This is a genomic window from Micromonospora sp. Utrum1 (genome assembly GCF_057197805.1).
This window is the reverse complement of record NZ_CM170071.1, coordinates 6933790-6948957: the sequence shown is the minus strand read 5'-3', so window position 1 is coordinate 6948957 and position 15168 is coordinate 6933790. Positions and strand designations below refer to the sequence as shown.

Sequence of the window (15168 nt, the reverse complement as noted above, 5' to 3'; positions counted from 1 at the left end):
AGACTGGAACCATGAAGCCCGCCGCCCTCTGGCCGGACGACCTCCTGCCCGCGCACCACGTCCCGCCGCCCTGGCCCGGCCGGCAGGTCCGTCTCGACGGCACGGTGACGTACGTGCGGGACACCCCGGCCACCGCCCCCGGCGCCGAGCCGGCGCTCTACGTGCACGGCCTCGGTGGCTCGTCGCAGAACTGGACGGACCTGGCCGGCCTGCTCGCCGACCGGCTCGACGGCCAGGCGATCGACCTGCCCGGTTTCGGGCGCAGCGAGCCCGGCCGGCGCTACACCGTGCCGACCTTCGCCGAGCGGGTGGTCCGCTGGATCGAGCACAGCGACCGGGGGCCGGTGCACCTGTTCGGCAACTCGCTCGGCGGCGCCGTCTCGGTCCGGGTCGCGGCGCTGCGTCCGGATCTGGTCCGCACGCTGACCCTGATCTCCCCGGCGCTGCCGTTCCTGGACTTCCGGCGCTCGTTGCAGGGACGGATGCTGCCGCTGCTGGCGGTCCCCCGGGGCGAGCGGCTGGCCGCCCGGCGGCTGGCCCAGCTCGCTCCCGAGGTGATGGCCCAGCAGGTGATGGAGGCATGCATCGCCGACCTGACCCGGATCAGCGAGCAGCGCCGGCGGGAGGCGGTCGAGGAGATCCGGATCCGCTACGAGGCGGCGCACTACGCGGCCGCCTACGTCCGTACCTTTCGGGGCCTGGTCTCCAGCTTCCTGCGGTCGTACCTGCCCGGGTCGGGCTCGCTGTGGCGGCTGGCGGCGGCGGTGCGGGCGCCCACGCTGGTGGTGGGCGGGCGGCAGGACCGGCTGGTCGACGTGCGGGTGGCGCCGCAGGCCGCCCGGGTGATCCCGGACAGCCGCCTGCTGCTGCTCGACGGCGTCGGCCACGTGGCCCAGCTGGAGGTGCCCCGGACCGTGGCGCGGGCGGTGCTGGCGCTGCTCGCCGAGGCGTCCCCGAGCGGGTCGCCGCCGGGTGGGGAGCGGGCGGAGGCGCAGGCCACGGCCCTGATCGCCGAAACGGAGGAGAGCGGGCTGCGCCGCGACATGGCAGGCTGAGCCGGATGCCCACCTCCGCCCGTCCGCGTGCCGCGCGGCCCACCGCCCCGCCCACCGGTCGCTGGCGTTCCGCAGTCGTGGCCGGTGCCTTCCTCGTCGCCGCCGCGATCGGCATCGGGGTGGCGCTGCAACATCCGTCGGTCGGGGTCGAGGCGCTGGCCGATGCCGCCTCGACGGCCCAGCCACTCATGCCGACCGTGGCGCCGCCGTCGAGCGCGCCGCCGTCGCCGGACCCGGCGCCGAGCATTCCGGTGGCGCCGGTGCTGCGCCTGCCCGGCCCGGTGCCCGCGCACGGGCGGGGCAGCTTCGGATACGACGACCGGGCCGGCGGCGTGCTGGGCCGGGCCGGGGTGCTGCGCCGGTTCCGGGTGGCGGTGGAGGACGGCTCCGGGGAGGACGTGCGCGCCTTCGGCGACGCCGTGCAGCGGGCGCTGGCCGGGCCGGGGAGCTGGGTGGACGGTGGCCAGCTGCGGTTGCAGCGGGTCGGCCCGGGCAGCCGGTCCGACTTCACGATCTACCTGGCCACCCGGGACACCGCGGGCCGGCTCTGCCGGGCCGGGGGCATCGACATCCGGGTGGGCGGCGTGCCGTACACGTCGTGCCGGGTCACCGGCAAGGTGGTGATCAACCTGGACCGGTGGCGGACGTCGGCGCCGCACCTGGTCGCGGCGAAGCTGTCGCTGGACACCTACCGGCTCTACGTCATCAACCACGAGGTGGGTCACCAGCTGGGACACCATCACGAGGCCTGCCCGGGGGCGGGCCGGGCGGCGCCGGTGATGCAGCAGCAGACCCTGTTCCTGAACGGCTGCCGGGCGAACCCGTGGCCGTACGTGGGTGGGAAGCGGTACACCGGTCCGTCGGTGTGAGAGACCTGATCCTGGCGATGAGAAGTATTTCGCGGGAGGACTGGCAAAAAGGGCTAATTGCCCGAATTGCCATGGCACGCTGATGTCATGACGCCGTCGTCCCCTTACGACCCGCCTGAGGACCCCGCGCCGGTCGGCGACCGCCCGTCGCCCCGGCTCGACTTCGACCGTCCGCCGGCCCGCCCCGGGCCCCCGGCGCCGGGCCGTCCCAGCCTGCGCCGGATGCGGCGCCGCCGCCGGCGGGCCACGCTGCTCCTGGCGGTGCTGCTCGCCGCGGGTGCCGGCGCGTTCGGGGCGACCCGGCTGGCCGGCCCGGGCGGGCCGGTGCACCTGTCCACCCGGCATCCGCTCTCCGCCGATCCGTCGCTGGCCAACGGCACCGGCGCGGGGGCCCGGACCGAGCCGAGCGGGTACCCCGCCGAGGGCCCCGGCAGCTTCGCCGCAGCCGACAGCCACTCCCCGGTGCGCGGCGAGGACGGCCCGCTGCGCCGCTACCGCGTCGAGGTCGAGCAGGGCGCCGGGCAGGACGTCGACGAGTTCGCCGCCACGGTGGACGCGGTGCTCGGCGACCCGCGTAGCTGGATCGCCTCGGGTGAGCTGCGGGTGCAGCGGGTGCCCGAGGCCGTCGCCGCCGACTTCACCATCTACCTGGCCACCCCGGCCACCTCCGAGCGGATGTGCGCCGAGGGCGGGCTGAGCACCGAGCGCTACACCTCCTGCCGGCTGCCCGGGCGGGTCATCATCAACCTGGCCCGCTGGCTGGAGGCGGTGCCCGACTACGGCGCCCCGCTGGAGGTGTACCGGACCTACGTGGTCAACCACGAGGTCGGGCACGAGTTCGGCGAGCTGCACCAGGCCTGCCCCGGGCCCGGCGCGCCGGCCCCGGTGATGCAGCAGCAGACGTACGGGCTGGACGGCTGCGTGCCGAACGCCTGGCCGTACGTCGACGGGATCCGCTACGAGGGCGAGCCGACCGACGGGGTCTGAGTTATTCCCGCTCCCGCATGTCGGGCTACGTGGCCCTCATCATGGCCGATCCCTACCGGGGCGAGCGACAATGACGCGGTCCCACCGCCGATCCCGGGGAGTCCACCGTGTCGTTGCCCCCGCTCGTCGAGCCCGCCGCCGAGCTGACCGTAGACGAGATCCGCCGTTACTCGCGCCACCTGATCATCCCGGACGTCGGGGTCGAGGGGCAGAAGCGGCTGAAGAACGCCCGGGTGCTCTGCGTCGGCGCCGGCGGTCTCGGCTCGCCGGCCCTGATGTACCTCGCCGCCGCCGGCGTCGGCACCCTCGGCATCATCGACTTCGACACCGTCGACGAGTCCAACCTCCAGCGCCAGATCATCCACGGCGTCTCCGACGTCGGCCGATCCAAGGCCGAGTCCGCCGCCGCCTCGATCCGCGAGATCAACCCGCTGGTCAACGTGGAGATCCACAACACCGCGCTGGACCGGGACAACGTCCGGGAGATCTTCGCCCGGTACGACCTGATCGTCGACGGCACCGACAACTTCGCCACCCGCTACATGGTCAACGACGCGGCCGTGCTGCTCGGCAAGCCGTACGTCTGGGGTTCGATCTACCGGTTCGACGGCCAGGCGTCGGTGTTCTGGGCCGAGCACGGCCCCTGCTACCGCTGCCTCTACCCGGAGCCGCCGCCGCCCGGCATGGTCCCGTCCTGCGCCGAGGGCGGCGTGCTGGGCGTGCTCTGCGCGTCCATCGGGTCCATCCAGGTCAACGAGGCGATCAAGCTGCTGGCCGGCATCGGCGAGCCGCTGGTCGGCCGGCTGATGGTCTACGACGCCCTGGAGATGAGCTACCGCAAGATCAAGGTCCGCAAGGACCCGAACTGCGTGCTCTGCGGCGAGAACCCGACCGTCACCGACCTGCTGGAGGACTACGAGGACTTCTGCGGCGCGGTCTCCGACGAGGCGCAGGAGGCGGTGGTCGACTCGACCATCACCGCGCTGGAGCTCAAGGAGTGGCAGGACGCCGGCAAGGACATCTTCCTGGTCGACGTCCGCGAGCCGGCCGAGTACGAGATCGTCCGGATCCCCGGCGCCACCCTGATCCCCAAGGGCGAGATCATCTCGGGCGACGCCCTGGCGAAGCTCCCGCAGGACAAGCAGATCGTGCTGCACTGCAAGTCCGGCGTCCGCTCCGCCGAGGCGCTCGCCGCGCTCAAGGCGGCCGGCTTCAAGGACGCCGTGCACGTCCAGGGCGGGGTGCTCTCCTGGATCAAGCAGATCGACCCGGCGCTGCCGGCGTACTGAGTCGTCCGCGTCGAAGGGCCCTCCCGGGTGTGCCGGGAGGGCCCTTCGCGTACCGCCGGTGGGCCGGGCCACCCCTGGCCGAGCTACCGAGGCGTAACCGCGTTTGCGCCGGTAGCGTGGCTTGCGTGGTGGATCTGGACGCGGCGATCGGCTTCGTCGTGGCGCATGGCGACGCGGTGGACCGCGCCCGCCTCTCCCGGCTGCGCACCGGTGCCCCGGTGCCGTCCGAGCTGCTCGACGCGGCCGAGTCAGGGCAGGCCCCTGGCGGCGGCTGGCCCGCCGTGCTCGACGGCGAGGTCGCCTCGGTCGACGCGACCTGCTACCGCCTGGCCGAGCTGGACGACCTCGGCGCGCTGGGCCGCCCCGCCGCCCGGCACGCGCTGGACTGGCTGGCCGCCCGCCAACTCGCCGACGGCGGCTGGGACGAGGACCCGTCGCTGGCCGGGTTCGCCCCCGAGTGGGCCACCCCGGGCGACCCCGAGGCCCGGCTCTTCCTGACCGCCAACGCCGGGTTCTGGCTGACCGTGGCCGGGCTGGACGCCCGCGCCGCCGGCCCGCTCGACCACCGGGTCGGCGGCGCGTACGCCGGGGTGGTGCAGGCGGCGGCCCAGGCGCTCGCCGCGCAGCTCGCGCCGGACGGCAGCTGGCCGTCCTTCCTCCCGGCCGGTTGGTTCGCCGCGGCCGTGCTGCACCGCCAGCAGATGTACTACGAGTCGGCCCGGATCCAGGCGGTGCTGGCCGAGCGCATCCCGCGGATGTCCCCGGCCGACGTGGCCTGGCTCGCCGCCACGCTGCGCCGGGTCGACGTGGGTGAGGAGCAGTGGCTGCTGGTCTCCGCCCGTCGGCGGCTCGCCGAGACGCAGCGCAGCGACGGCGGCTGGGACAGCGACGACGGCCACCAGTTCGACGTGCACACCACGCTACGGGCGATCCGGGCCTGCCGCCCGACCACGCCCGAGGCCCCGGTCTCCGGCGCGCCGTTCGTGGCGCCGCTGGTGCCCGCGCCGCGCCCGGCGCCCGCGAACGACCTGATCCTGCCGCCCGTCGTCCCGTTGCCGAGGCCGGCCCCGCCGTCCGCACCGGGGTCGGCGCCGCCCGAGCCGGCCGCGCCCACCACCTGAGCCGTCCGGGCCGGCCGGTCAGCGCAGGTGGCCGTCCCCGGTGACCACGTACTTGGTGCTGGTCAGCTCGGGCAGCCCCATCGGGCCGCGGGCGTGCAGCTTCTGGGTGGAGATGCCGATCTCGGCGCCGAAGCCGAACTCGCCCCCGTCGGTGAACCGGGTGGAGGCGTTCACCATCACGGCCGCGGCGTCCACCCGGGCCACGAACTCGCGCGCCGCGGGCTGGGAGTCGGTGACGATCGCCTCGGTGTGCCCGGTGCCGTGCCGCCGGATGTGCGCGACCGCCGCGTCCAGCGAGTCGACCACGGCGACCGAGATGTCGGCGGAGAGGTATTCGGTGTCGAAGTCCTCCTCGGTGGCCGGCACCACCGCGTCCGAGTACGCGGCCACCCGCGCGTCGCCGTGCACGGTCACCCCGGCGTCGGCGAAGGCGGCCAGCACGGCCGGCAGGAAGGCGTCCGCGACGCCCGCGTGCACCAGCAACGACTCGGCGGTGTTGCAGGTGGACAGGCGCTGGGTCTTGGCGTTCAGGGTGATGGCCACGGCCTTGGCCAGGTCGGCGGCGGCGTCCACGTAGACGTGGCAGTTGCCCACCCCGGTCTCGATCACCGGCACGGTGGACTCCTCGACCACGGCCTTGATCAGCGACGCGCCGCCGCGCGGGATCAGCACGTCGACCAGACCCCGGGCGCGCATCAGCTCCTTGACCGAGTCGCGGGTGCTGGCGTCGAGCAGCTGCACCGCGTCGGCCGGCAGGCCGGCCCCGGCGACCGCGTCGCGGAGCACCGCGACCAGGGCGGCGTTGGAGTGCGCCGCCGAGGAGGAGCCGCGCAGCAGGGCCGCGTTGCCGGACTTCAGGCAGATCCCGGCCGCGTCGACGGTCACGTTGGGGCGGCCCTCGTAGATGATGCCGACCACCCCGAACGGCACCCGGACCTGGCGCAGCTCCAGCCCGTTGGGCAGGGTCGCGCCGCGGACCACCTCGCCGACCGGGTCGGGCAGCGCGGCCATCTGGCGCAGCGCGTCGGCGATGCCGGCCACCCGGCCCTCGTCGAGGGCCAGCCGGTCCAGCACGGCCGCGCTCAGCCCGGCCTCGCGCCCGGCCGCCAGGTCCGCCGCGTTCGCGGTCAGGATCTCCGGGGTACGCGCCACCAGCGCGTCGGCCATCGCGTGCAGCGCGGCGTCCTTGACCGTACGGGTGGCGACCGCGAGGGCCTCCGCCGCGCCCCGGGCCCGGCGGGCCTGCTCGACCACGCTCATGCCAGCACTCCTCACAGCAGTACGAGGTCGTCGCGGTGGACGACCTCCCGTTCGTACGCCGGGCCGAGCGCCGCGGCGAGTTCCGAGGTGGAGCGGCCGAGCAGCCCGGGCAGCTCGATCGCGTCGTAGTTGACCAGCCCGCGGGCGACCGGCGCGCCCTCGGTGTCGACCAGGTCCACCGGGTCCCCGGCGGTGAACGCGCCGTCCACCGCAGTGATCCCGGCCGGGAGCAGGGACTTGCGCCGGCCGACCACCGCCTGCACCGCGCCCGGGTCGAGGTGCAGGCGGCCGCGCGGGGCGGTGGCGTGCGCCAGCCAGAAGAGCCGGGCGGCCGGGCGCCGGCTGCTCGGGTGGAAGAAGGTGCCGACCGGCTCGCCGGTCAGCACGGGCGCGGCCAGCGGCGCGGCGCTGAGCACCACCGGGATGCCGAAGCCGGTGGCGATCCGGGCCGCCTCGACCTTGGTGACCATGCCCCCGGTGCCCACCCCGGCCCGGCCCGCGCCGCCGATGTCCACCCCGGCCAGGTCGCCCTCGCCGTGCACCTCGGTGATCCGGGTGCTGCCGGCGCGGGTCGGGTCGCCGGTCCAGAGCGCGTCCACGTCCGACAGCAGCACCAGCAGGTCGGCGTCGACCAGGGCGGCGACCAGGGCGGCGAGCCGGTCGTTGTCGCCGAACCGGATCTCCTCGGTGGCCACCGTGTCGTTCTCGTTGACGATCGGCACGGCCCGCAGGTCGAGCAGCTTGCGCAGGGTCCGGTAGGCGTTGCGGTAGTGCGCCCGCCGGGTCACGTCGTCGACGGTGAGCAGCACCTGCCCGACGGTCAGCCGGTGCCGGGCGAAGGCCGCCGCGTACCGGCCGATCAGCAGGCCCTGCCCGACGCTGGCGGCGGCCTGCTGGGTGGCCAGGTCGCGGGGGCGCCGGGGCAGCCCGAGCGGGGCCAGGCCGGCGGCGATCGCACCGGAGGAGACCAGCACCACCTCGCGCCCCGCGGCGGCCAGTGCGCCGAGCGTGTCGACCAGCGCGTCGACCCGGGTGTCGTCCAGGCCGCCCGCCGGGGTGGTCAGCGAGGACGACCCGATCTTGACGACGATCCGGCGGGCCGAGGTGACTGCTTCGCGCACCCGACCATTCTGCGCGCTGCGGTCCGCCGCACCTCGGCGCGTTCCCATATCGTGGCAGCCCGTGACACCTGACGAGTACGTCGAGGCGGTGCTGGACCTGGTCGAGCGGATCCCGCCCGGCCGGGTGATGTCGTACGGGGCGGTGGCCGACGCGCTGGCCGACCGTTCGGGGCGGGCCTCGGCCCGGCTGGTCGGCTCGATCATGGCCCGGCACGGGGGCGGCGTGCCCTGGCACCGGGTGGTGAACTCGGCCGGCCGGCTGCCACCGGGGCACGAGGTGGAGGCGCGGGCCCGGCTGCGCGCGGAGGGCTGCCCGTTGCGCCCCGCCGGGGTGGACATGGCGGCGGCCGCCTGGTCGCCCGACGAGGGGATGTGACCGCCGGCACAACGTGAGTAGCATTCGGCTCCATGACAGCAACGGGCGGGAGCCTGCCTCGCCGGGTGCACGCCGGATACGCGCTCGGCTCGCTGGTCACCGGCGCGTTCGGCACGGTGCCCGGGCTGCTCCTGCTGCCGTACCTCACCGACACGCTGGGCGTCGCGGCCGGGGTGGCCGCCCTCCTGGTGCTCCTGCCGAAGGCGTGGGACGTGCTGGTGAACCCGGTCGCCGGGCGGATCTCCGACCGGACCCGGTCCCGCTGGGGCGCGCGCCGGCCCTGGCTGCTCGGCGGCGGGCTGGCGCTGGCCGTGCTCTTCGCCGCCATCTTCGCGGCGCCGTTCGGGACCGGCCCGGCCGCCGGCACGTACGTGGCCCTGGCGTTCCTGGCCACCGCGACCGCGTTCGCCTTCTTCCAGGTGCCCTACGTGGCCATGCCCGCCGAGCTGACCGACGACCCGGCCGAACGTACCCGGCTGATGAGCTGGCGGATCGCGGTGCTGGCGCTGGCCATCCTGGTCGCCGGCGCGGTGGCCCCGGCCGTGGTGACCGCCGGCGGCGACGGCGTGCCCGGGCACCGCTGGATGGGCCTGTTCGTGGCGGTGCTGATCGTGGCCGGCACGGTCGGCGCCTTCCTCGGCACCCGCTCCGCGCCGAGCGGCACGGTGGGGGAGAGCGAGCCCAGCCTGCGCGCCCAGCTCGCGGTCGCCGGCCGCAACCGGCCGTTCCGGGTGCTGCTGGCCTGCTTCGTGATCCAGTCCGCCGGGGTGGCCACCGTGCTGGCCGGGGTGAAGTACTTCGCCGACCAGGTGCTCCGCGCCCCGGACAGCGGGCCGACCCTGCTCTTCGCCTGCTTCGTCGGCCCGGCCCTGCTGGTCATGCCGCTCTGGACCCGGGCCGGCGCCCGGCTGGGCAAGCGCGCCGCGCTGGTCGTCGCGTCGCTGCTCTTCGCGGCCGGCGCGCTGGCCCTGGTCGCCGCCCCGGCGGTGCCGGCCGCTGCGGTGTACGCCGTGGTCGCGCTGATCGGCGTCGGCTACGCCGGCCAGCAGGTCTTCGCGCTCGCCATGCTGCCCGACTGCATCGCCTACGACACCGTGCGCACCGGCCGGCGGCAGGCCGGGGTGTTCACCGGGCTGTGGACCGCCGGGGAGACCTTCGGCCTGGCCCTCGGCCCCGGCATCTACGGCCTGGTCCTCCAGCTCTCGGGCTACGTCTCCTCGTCCACCGGGGTCGCCGCCGCCCAGTCGGCGACCGCCCGGCTCGGCGTGCTGCTCGGCTTCACGGTCCTGCCGGCCCTGCTGGTCGCCGCCCCGGTGGTGCTGCTGCGCGGCTACACCCTGACGCCCGCCCAGCTGGCCGCCGCGCCCGCCCCCGGCCCGGCCGCGCCGACCGTGCCGGCGTGAGGCACGCGAATCCGTCCGCCCGGCCGGACCGTCACGAGAGGAATGCCCGAGACCGATGACCGACACGGCAGGGGCGGGCGCGCTGCCCGTCGAGGGGGTGCCCGCGGCGCGGGTGCTCGACGAGATCCGGGCCCTGCGGGCGGCCGACCGGCCGACGCACGGCGGGCGGCTGTTCGCCTACGTCTACGACCCCGGGGTGGCCGGGCTGGACGAGCTGGCGCAGGCCGCCCACGCGGAGAGCGCGCACGTCAACGGCCTCGACCCGACCGCCTTCCCGTCCCTGCTGGCCATGGAGAACGCGCTGGTCGGCGCGGCCGCCCGGCTGCTCGGCGGCGGCCCCGGCACATCTGCGCCGGACGTGGTCGGCAGCGTCACCGGCGGCGGCACCGAGTCGCTGATGCTGGCCGTCAAGGCGGCCCGGGACGCCCGGCCCGACCTGGCCGAGCCGCGCATCGTGGTGCCGGTCAGCGGGCACGCCGCCTTCGCCAAGGCGGCCCACTACCTGCGGGTGGCCCTCGACCCGGTGCCGGTGGACCCGGTGACCCTGCGCCCGGCCGTCGCCGACGTGGCCGCCGCGATCCGGCCGGAGACCGTGCTGGTGGTCGCCTCCGCCCCGTCGTACGCGCACGGCGTGGTGGACCCGGTGGCGGAGATCGCGGCCGTGGCGGCCGAGGCGGGCGTGCGCTGCCACGTGGACGCCTGCTTCGGCGGCTGGGCGCTGCCCTGGCTGCGCCGGCTCGGCGCGCCGGTGCCCCCGTTCGACTTCGCCGTGCCCGGGGTCACCTCGATCTCGGTCGACCTGCACAAGTACGCGTACGCCCCGAAGGGGGTGTCGGTGCTGCTGCACCGCGACCCGGGGCTGCGCGCGCCGCAGTTCTTCGCGTACGCCGACTGGCCCGGCTACACGATGGTCAACCCGGTGATCGCCTCGACCCGCTCGGGCGGTCCGATCGCCGCCGCGTACGCCACCCTGCGGCACCTCGGCGAGGACGGCTACCTGCGGCTGGCCGCGCGGACCCGGGACGCGGTAGCCGGGCTCGCCGACGCGGTCCGCGCCGTCGACGGGCTGCGGCTGATGGCCGAGCCGGAGTCGACAGTGGTCTGCTTCACCGCCGACGACCCGGGCCTTGACCTGTTCGTGCTGGTGGACGAGCTGACCGCCCGGGGTTGGCACACCCAGCCGCAGCTCGCGTACGCCGGTCTGCCGGCCAGCGTGCACCTCACGGTGACCGCGGCGGTGGGCCCGCGGGTGGCCGAGTTCGGCCCGGCGGTGGCCGACGCGGCGGCGGCCGCCCGCGCGGCCGGGCCGGTCGTGCTGCCGCCGGAACTCCTGGCGCTCGCCGGCAGCCTCACCCCGGAGGCGCTCACCCCCGACCTGATCGCCGGGCTCGCCGCCGGCCTGGGGCTCGGCGCCGGGCCGGCGCCGGACCGGATGGCCGCGGTGAACACCCTGCTCCAGGCGGCCCCGGTCCGGCTGCGGGAGCGGCTGCTGGTGGAGTTCGTCGGACTGCTGCAACGGCCGGCCTGGTAACGCGGGGCGGCCCGTTCGGTCGATGCCGCCGCAACACAAGGCCCGCCAGGTCGACCGATCCGGTGGTGCTTGATCAGCCGAGGGTCCGCTAGCGTCCCAACGTTGAAGATACGCGGGGGATTTCGATGATTAAGCTACGTTGGTCGCGTCCTGCCCGTTGGACGGCTGCCGTCCTTTTTGTGGGCCTGCTCGCCGGGGTGGTGCCGCTGCTCGCCGCCTGCAGCCGGTCGGACGGCGACCTGGAGTTCAAGCGGAACGGCTACCAGCTGCACAGCGTGTCCGCCGAGGCCCTGCCGTCCAAGGAAGAGGAACCGGCGCCGCTGGTCGACGCGGGGCAGCACGACGACCAGGGCGTGCGGATGTTCAAGAAGGACGACAAGCTCTGGGACCACCCGGTCGCGCAGGCGCAGTGGGCGCTGCGCAACCTCACCAGCTGGGAGGCCACCAACGACCGCCGGTACCTGGACCGGGCCATCGCGAACGCCCAGCGGAACCTGGACCGGCGCGTGGAGTCGCGCGGCGCCTGGTGGTACCCCTATGAATTCGATCTCACTCGATGCAAGGGGCGCCCGGTCATCAAGGCCACCTGGTACAGCGGCATGTCGCAGGGGCAGCTGCTCAGTGTCTTCGTGCGGCTGTTCGAGGAGACCGGCGACGCCAAGTGGAAGGAAGCGGCGGACAAGACCTTCCTCAGTCTGACCCTGCCCCCGGACGAGAAGGCCCCCTGGGCCGTCTGGACCGACCCCGACGGTTACCTCTGGCTCGAGGAATACCCGGAGAGCGATGCCCTGCGCGGCGAGCGGGTGATGAACGGCCACATCTTCTCCATGTTCGGCGTCTACGACTACTGGCGGATCACCAAGGACAGCCGCGCGGTCACGATCTTCGACGGGGCGGCCAGCACCGTCCGCCGGTACCTGCCGTCGAAGATCCGGGTGGAGGACTGGGCGAGCCGGTACTCGATCAAGTGCACCCACAACCACGTGAAGTACCACCAGGTGCACACCCGGCAGACCCTCAGCCTCTACGGGGTGACCCACGCGCCGGCCTTCGCCGAGTTGGCGTACAACCTCCGCTCCGACTACCCGGTGCCGGACCTCAAGGGCACCGTGCAGTTCGAGGCCGGTACCCACAAGGGCTACACCTTCGACGTCAAGGGCGCCGTCACCGGGGAGAAGTCGGTGTCCTTCAGCAAGCCGACCCGGGCCGCCGTGGACCAGCGGATCCGGGTCCGCAACCGGGGCATCTACTACCGGATCACCGGAGGGGCGCTCGCCGGATACCTGGTGCCGGAGGAGTACGGCCAGCGCGTCCTCCTCGGCAAGGCGGTGGAACACCGGTACGCGCCGGCGCGGGAAATCAAGGTGGCACCGGGCAGCTACACCGGATACGCCTACGACGACGCCGGCAAGGTCGTCGGCTCCAAGGAGGTCAAGGTCGACGCGGCGTCCACCTTCTCGGTGCAGGCCAGCGCCTGGGTGAACGGCCGGCTCAGCTACGAGGTCACCTCGGGCGACCTCACGGGCCACTGGCTGCCGCACGACACGGGGATCACCTTCTCCTGAGGTGAGGCACGGAAGCGGAACGAGGCCCGTCCGGGATCCCGGACGGGCCTCGTCGTCGCCGGTCAGCTCGCGTCGCCCGCGGTCGCGAACGCGACGCCGCGCGGCTAGCCGGCCGTGTGCAGGTCGACGTGGTTGTCCTTCCGGCTCAGGTCGTTCCAGTACCGCTCCTGCGAGTCGTAGTGGATGACCCTGAGGGCCGGTTGGATGTCGGACGCCGGCGGTTCGTAGCGGAACGTGAAGGTGTAGGTCTTCCGCTTCCCGGCCGGCAGACCGTCCAGGACGCAGGCTTCCCCCCCGTCCGACCGCACCGTCCGGCACCTGCTCAGGTCCCCGCCCGCCGGCTCGCCGATGGTGTAGAAATCGGAGAAGCCGAGCAGCGGTACGTCCACCGGTCCCTTGTTCACCACCGTGACGGTCACCGTGGCGGTGCGGTTGCCCTTCGTGTCCGCCGTGCCGATGACGAGGTCGCCGGCTGTCAGGGTGAGGTCGGTCAGGCGGGGGTCGACCCCGAACTTCGTCGGCCCCGCCGTCTGGGTGAACCGCTCGCCGGTCCAGGCGTACGTCCGCCACTGCCGCTGCGGCGACCACTGGGGAGTGCTGCAGCAGGGCTGGATGTCGGCCACGTAGGCACGGATCCTCCCGTCGTCCCGCACCGAGAAATCGGTGATGTCGTCCATCCCGTCGTGGGTGCCGACCACCCGGCCCATGGTGACGACCCGGCCGGCGTCGTCCCGGTCGAAGGCCAGCACCTGCTTCGCCGAGGCCTCGCCGTAGCGGCAGGCGACCAGGGCCACCGTCTCGGTCGCGCCGTCGCCGTCGAGGTCGCCGTAGCGGGGATCGGTCAGCAGCGTCGGCACGGAATCCGACTGCGGCCCGGACCGGAGCCGGACGTCGTCGCTGACGCAGGTCTTCGGGGCGTACCCCGGCCAGGCCGCCAGGTCCAGCCGGGCGGCGAGCAGTTGGGACCGGGTGATCCGCCCGTCCGGGGCGGCCGGGGTGGGGCTGGCCGTGCTCGGCGTCGGCGTCGGCGGGGTGGGTGAGGCGGTCGACTCCGACGGGCTCGGGGTGGCGGTCTGCGCCGGCCCCGCTGGCGGACCGGGGCGCCGGTTCAGGGCGGCGTTCGCGCCCACCGGGATGGCCACGGCGAGCACCACGGCCGCCGCGGTGACCACCGCGGTACGCCGGCGCCGGCGGCGGACGGTCTCCCGCACCGCCGTCGTCCCGGCCGGTTGCACCGCCGGGGCGTACGCCTCCCGGAACGCGGCGAACTCGCCGCTGACCAGGATGTCCTCGAATTCAGTCATGGTGGTTCACCTCGTTCGTGGTGGCCAGCTGGGCCGCCAGCGCGGCCCGGCCCCGGTGCAGCCAGGACTTGACGGTGCCCTCCGGCACCCCCTCCTGCTCCGCGATCTGCACGACCGTGAGATCGGCCAGGTAGTGCAGCACCACGGCGCGGCGCTGGACGGCCGGCAACTGGGCCAGCGCGGCGGTCAGCGCCACCCGGTCCGGGCCCGGGCCCGGCACGTGCTCCTCGCGCTGCCGGTGCAGCCAGGACTGGGCCGTGCGCAGCCGCCGCCACCGGCTGGTGGCCAGGTTCCAGGCGACCCGGCGTACCCAGGCCACCGGGTCGTCGTAGCGGGACACCCGGGACCAGCGGGCGAACGCCCGGCAGAACGCCTCCTGCACCACGTCCTGCGCCTGCGACAGGTCGCCGCAGTAGGCGGCGAGCTGGAGCGTCAGGGACCGGAAGTGCGCATGGTAGAGACCGTCGAAGTCGATCGCCTCGCGCCCGTCCGGGGGTTCCGGCCGGTCCGCTGTCCTCCCGGGTGGCGGCTCGCCGAGCCGTGGCTCCCTCGTCACCGTCATCTGATCCTCCCCGTGCACGTGCCGCCGGCGCGGTCACCCTCGTCACACGCCCTGACGCCGGCACCGGTTGCGCGGGTTGCCCACGCCATCCCTGTGGTTGACTGTCTGTTCCAAGACAGCTGAGGGAGGCGCGAGGTGCAGTTGCCGGCCGTGCTCGGCGAGCCGATCCGGTTCGTGCTGAACTGGGGCCGCCGCTACTCGCTCTGGGTGTTCAACTTCGGGCTTGCCTGCTGCGCCATCGAGTTCATCGCCACCAGCATGGGCCGGCACGACTTCATGCGGCTCGGCGTGATCCCGTTCGCCCACGGCCCCCGCCAGGCCGACCTCATGGTGGTCTCCGGCACGGTCACCGACAAGATGGCCCCGGCGGTCAAGCGGCTCTACGACCAGATGCCCGAGCCGAAGTACGTGATCTCGTTCGGCGCCTGCTCGAACTGCGGTGGGCCCTACTGGGACTCCTACTCGGTGACCAAGGGGGTCGACCAGCTCATCCCGGTCGACGTCTACGTGCCCGGCTGCCCGCCCCGCCCGGAGGCGCTGCTGCACGGCATCCTCCGCCTCCAGGAGAAGATCGCTGCCGAGGAGTCCGGCGTCGGCGGCGTGCCCCGCCCCGACCGGCTCGCCCCGCCGGTCGACCCGCGGCCCGCGGAGAGCACTCCCCGGCCGGTGGAATCCCTCACCGCGCCACCGGTACGTCCTCCGGCCGGCTGATCCCGAGGTGGCGG

General features: G+C 74.5%; 13 protein-coding genes and 1 pseudogene. 10 read left to right on the top strand and 4 right to left on the bottom strand.

Translation table 11 applies throughout. The features are described 5' to 3' along the window. The first annotated feature begins 11 nt into the window (after positions 1–11). From AC0OLQ_RS32700 to AC0OLQ_RS32680, 5 genes and pseudogenes are all read left to right on the top strand, one after another. Complete coding sequence (locus AC0OLQ_RS32700) at positions 12–1055, top strand: alpha/beta fold hydrolase (RefSeq protein ID WP_484529340.1); 1044 nt, start codon at positions 12–14, stop codon at positions 1053–1055. Between the two features lie 5 nt (positions 1056–1060). Beyond that, positions 1061–1924: a DUF3152 domain-containing protein gene (locus tag AC0OLQ_RS32695; RefSeq protein ID WP_484529339.1), complete on the top strand. Its 864-nt coding sequence runs from the start codon at positions 1061–1063 to the stop codon at positions 1922–1924. 222 nt (positions 1925–2146) lie between these two features. Continuing rightward, positions 2147–2911, top strand: coding sequence for a DUF3152 domain-containing protein (locus tag AC0OLQ_RS32690; RefSeq protein WP_484532496.1), 765 nt, complete (start codon positions 2147–2149; stop codon positions 2909–2911). Between the two features lie 107 nt (positions 2912–3018). Then, positions 3019–4200 (top strand): adenylyltransferase/sulfurtransferase MoeZ, encoded by a 1182-nt coding sequence (moeZ, locus tag AC0OLQ_RS32685; RefSeq protein WP_484529338.1) that lies wholly within the window; start codon positions 3019–3021, stop codon positions 4198–4200. A gap of 74 nt (positions 4201–4274) precedes the next feature. After that, positions 4275–5144, top strand: a pseudogene (locus AC0OLQ_RS32680) (prenyltransferase/squalene oxidase repeat-containing protein); the annotation flags it as partial. Positions 5145–5339: 195 nt separating this feature from the next. Here AC0OLQ_RS32680 and AC0OLQ_RS32675 read toward each other — a convergent pair. Together AC0OLQ_RS32675 and proB are read right to left on the bottom strand one after the other, a co-directional pair. Continuing rightward, positions 5340–6581 (bottom strand): glutamate-5-semialdehyde dehydrogenase, encoded by a 1242-nt coding sequence (locus AC0OLQ_RS32675; protein WP_484529337.1) that lies wholly within the window; start codon positions 6579–6581, stop codon positions 5340–5342. A gap of 11 nt (positions 6582–6592) precedes the next feature. Further along, positions 6593–7750 (bottom strand): glutamate 5-kinase, encoded by a 1158-nt coding sequence (gene proB / locus AC0OLQ_RS32670; RefSeq protein WP_484529336.1) that lies wholly within the window; start codon positions 7748–7750, stop codon positions 6593–6595. Positions 7751–7763: 13 nt separating this feature from the next. Between proB and AC0OLQ_RS32665 the strand changes: the two genes are divergently transcribed. The 4 genes from AC0OLQ_RS32665 to AC0OLQ_RS32650 all read left to right on the top strand — a co-directional run bounded on the left by AC0OLQ_RS32665 (position 7764) and on the right by AC0OLQ_RS32650 (position 12577). Beyond that, positions 7764–8078: an MGMT family protein gene (locus tag AC0OLQ_RS32665; RefSeq protein ID WP_091317788.1), complete on the top strand. Its 315-nt coding sequence runs from the start codon at positions 7764–7766 to the stop codon at positions 8076–8078. 32 nt (positions 8079–8110) lie between these two features. Beyond that, a complete protein-coding gene (locus tag AC0OLQ_RS32660; RefSeq protein ID WP_484529335.1) occupies positions 8111–9481 on the top strand; it encodes an MFS transporter in 1371 nt (456 codons plus the stop codon). A 55-nt stretch (positions 9482–9536) separates the two neighbouring features. Next, positions 9537–11012 carry a pyridoxal phosphate-dependent decarboxylase family protein gene (locus AC0OLQ_RS32655; protein ID WP_484529334.1) on the top strand — a complete coding sequence of 492 codons (1476 nt, stop codon included), beginning with the start codon at positions 9537–9539 and terminating at the stop codon, positions 11010–11012. Between the two features lie 179 nt (positions 11013–11191). Then, on the top strand, positions 11192–12577 hold the full coding sequence (locus tag AC0OLQ_RS32650) for a D-glucuronyl C5-epimerase family protein (RefSeq protein ID WP_484529333.1): 1386 nt from the start codon (positions 11192–11194) through the stop codon (positions 12575–12577). A gap of 104 nt (positions 12578–12681) precedes the next feature. Here AC0OLQ_RS32650 and AC0OLQ_RS32645 read toward each other — a convergent pair whose 3' ends face one another. Further along, positions 12682–13881 (bottom strand): hypothetical protein, encoded by a 1200-nt coding sequence (locus AC0OLQ_RS32645; RefSeq protein WP_484529332.1) that lies wholly within the window; start codon positions 13879–13881, stop codon positions 12682–12684. Beyond that, positions 13874–14443: a SigE family RNA polymerase sigma factor gene (locus tag AC0OLQ_RS32640; RefSeq protein WP_484529331.1), complete on the bottom strand. Its 570-nt coding sequence runs from the start codon at positions 14441–14443 to the stop codon at positions 13874–13876. The genes AC0OLQ_RS32645 and AC0OLQ_RS32640 overlap by 8 nt, the downstream gene beginning before the upstream one ends. A gap of 135 nt (positions 14444–14578) precedes the next feature. Here AC0OLQ_RS32640 and AC0OLQ_RS32635 point away from each other — a divergent pair, with 135 nt between their 5' ends. Next, entirely contained in the window at positions 14579–15154 is a 576-nt protein-coding gene (locus tag AC0OLQ_RS32635; RefSeq protein ID WP_357338547.1) for an NADH-quinone oxidoreductase subunit B, read from the top strand. Positions 15155–15168: the final 14 nt, after the last annotated feature.

Coding starts and splice junctions, on each gene's coding strand:
- AC0OLQ_RS32700 (WP_484529340.1), top strand. CDS start 12: ATGAAGCCCGCCGCCCTCTGGCCGGACGACCTCCTGCCCGCGCACCAC.
- AC0OLQ_RS32695 (WP_484529339.1), top strand. CDS start 1,061: ATGCCCACCTCCGCCCGTCCGCGTGCCGCGCGGCCCACCGCCCCGCCC.
- AC0OLQ_RS32690 (WP_484532496.1), top strand. CDS start 2,147: ATGCGGCGCCGCCGCCGGCGGGCCACGCTGCTCCTGGCGGTGCTGCTC.
- AC0OLQ_RS32675 (WP_484529337.1), bottom strand. CDS start 6,581: ATGAGCGTGGTCGAGCAGGCCCGCCGGGCCCGGGGCGCGGCGGAGGCC.
- proB (WP_484529336.1), bottom strand. CDS start 7,750: ATGGGAACGCGCCGAGGTGCGGCGGACCGCAGCGCGCAGAATGGTCGG.
- AC0OLQ_RS32660 (WP_484529335.1), top strand. CDS start 8,111: ATGACAGCAACGGGCGGGAGCCTGCCTCGCCGGGTGCACGCCGGATAC.
- AC0OLQ_RS32655 (WP_484529334.1), top strand. CDS start 9,537: ATGACCGACACGGCAGGGGCGGGCGCGCTGCCCGTCGAGGGGGTGCCC.
- AC0OLQ_RS32645 (WP_484529332.1), bottom strand. CDS start 13,881: ATGACTGAATTCGAGGACATCCTGGTCAGCGGCGAGTTCGCCGCGTTC.
- AC0OLQ_RS32640 (WP_484529331.1), bottom strand. CDS start 14,443: ATGACGGTGACGAGGGAGCCACGGCTCGGCGAGCCGCCACCCGGGAGG.